A 2091-nucleotide genomic window follows, 5' to 3' on the forward strand; every position below is an offset into this window, starting at 1 on the left:
TCCGGGGCATGCAGCACAAGGTCGTCCAGCCCCTCCTTGAGCGGCACGTCGTTCTTCAACGTCACCAGCTCGCGCGAGATGCGCGCCTTGTCGGCATTGGCGATGATCGATTCGCGCCGCTTTTCCTGCTTGATCTCGCCGGCGCGCGCCAGCAGGCCGTCAAGGTCTCCGAACTGCTCCAGAAGTTGCGCCGCGGTCTTCGGGCCGATGCCGGGCACGCCGGGCACGTTGTCGACGGAGTCGCCGGTCAGCGCCTGCAGGTCGATCATCTTTTCCGGTGGCACGCCCCATTTCTCGATTACCTCGGGAATGCCGATCTGGCGATCCTTCATCGGGTCGTACATGCCGACCGTCGGGCCGACCAATTGCATCAGGTCCTTGTCGGAGGAGATGATGGTGGTGTCGGCGCCGACCTCGCAGGCTAGGCGGCAATAGGTGGCGATGATGTCGTCAGCCTCGAAGCCTTCCATCTCGATGCAGGGCAGGTTGAAGGCCACGGTCGCCTGGCGGATCAGGCCGAATTGCGGGATCAGGTCTTCCGGCGGCGCCGAGCGGTTGGCCTTGTATTCGGGATAAAGATCGCTGCGGAAGGTCTTCGCCGAATAGTCGAAGATGACGGCAAAATGGGTCGGCACGATGCCCACGTTCGTGTTGCGGGCGTCCTGCATCAGCTTCCATACCATGTTGCAGAAGCCGAGCACGGCGCTGGTGGGCAGGCCGTCGGATTTGCGGTTGAGCGGCGGCAGCGCGTGGTAGGCGCGGAAAATGTAGCCGGAGCCGTCGACAAGAAAGAGATGATCGCCTTTTTTCATGCCGGCAGGGATAGCGCGGCCAAGCTTCGCGGTCCATGCCAAAGGCCGCGCAAACGGCCGGTTCCGGCAACACCCCTGACAGACAGGTCTCGGACAAAATTCAGCCGCTCACGGGCATGTTACAAAAGTGTAATCTTCGTGCCCTTGAATCGCCATTTTCACAGACCCAAATAGCTGTCATCGGCAATTTTCGCCGAAGTCCGGAGTAAGGCCCGTCCCCCGCCTATCCCGGGCAACTGCGGCAGCCTATCCCCCCTCTCCGGGCTGCCGCAACGTTTCGAGTAAAGACCGCCGTGGTTCCCCCTCCACCACGGCGGTTCTTTTTTGTCTCCCAGCCCGCGTGTTACCGACGCCGGAACGCGTGGTCCAACGATCGCGGCTTTGCGTTTTCTGCTCGCCCCTTTAGGGTCGGGCCAGAATCGAAAGGCTGAAGAAATGTCCAGACTCTCCCCCGTCCTTGACCGTCTCGACCAGAACCTCGATCAGAGCCTGGAGCGGCTTTTCGGCTTGCTTGGTATCAAGTCGATCTCCACCGACCCGGCCTTTGCCGCCGATTGCCGCAAGGGCGCCGAATGGCTGGCGGCCGAACTCAAGCTGATCGGCTTCGACGCCAGCGTGCGCGACACGCCCGGCCACCCGATGGTGGTGGCGCATCACGAAGGACCGGCCGGCGCGCCGCATGTGCTGTTCTACGGCCACTACGACGTGCAGCCGGTCGATCCGATCGAGCTGTGGGAAACGGATCCATTCGCGCCGTCGATCAAGGAGGTCCAGCCCGGACGCAAGGTGATCGCCGGGCGCGGCTCGGCGGACGACAAGGGTCAGCTGATGACCTTCGTCGAGGCCTGCCGCGCCTGGAGGCAGGTGCACGGCAATCTGCCCTGCCGCGTCTCGATCCTGTTCGAGGGCGAGGAAGAGTCCGGCTCGCCGTCGCTCAAGCCTTTCCTCGAGGCCAACGCCGCCGAGCTGAAAGCGGATTTCGCGCTGGTCTGCGACACCAGCATGTGGAACCGCGAGACGCCGTCGATCTGCGTGTCCCTACGCGGCATGGTCGGCGAGGAAGTCACCGTCAAGGCAGCCAGCCGCGACCTGCATTCAGGCCTCTATGGCGGCCCGGCCGCCAATCCGATCCGGATCCTGACCAAAATTCTCGCCGACAGTCAGGAGCAAGAAGGCAGCAGAACAAGCACGGGCGGAGAGGAAGGAGGAGAAGAGAGGGCAGAGCAGGGGCGGAAAGCCGGGGAGGGGCGCGGCGAGACCGGCGAGTCCTTCCTCGGAC

The 2091-nt window shown here is 63.6% G+C and carries 2 protein-coding genes; one reads left to right on the forward strand and one right to left on the reverse strand.

Going from position 1 to position 2091, the window contains the following annotated elements:
* A partial coding sequence (locus tag EOA60_RS30230; protein WP_281060794.1) for a 5'-3' exonuclease H3TH domain-containing protein occupies window positions 1-812 on the reverse strand: 812 nt, incomplete at its 3' end.
* A gap of 435 nt (window positions 813-1247) precedes the next feature.
* Between EOA60_RS30230 and EOA60_RS30235 the strand changes: the two genes are divergently transcribed.
* On the forward strand, window positions 1248-2091 hold an 844-nt coding region (locus EOA60_RS30235), incomplete at its 3' end, for a M20/M25/M40 family metallo-hydrolase (RefSeq protein WP_128312418.1).

Source organism: Mesorhizobium sp. M1A.F.Ca.IN.020.06.1.1, from assembly GCF_004023265.1.
Classification (GTDB): domain Bacteria; phylum Pseudomonadota; class Alphaproteobacteria; order Rhizobiales; family Rhizobiaceae; genus Mesorhizobium.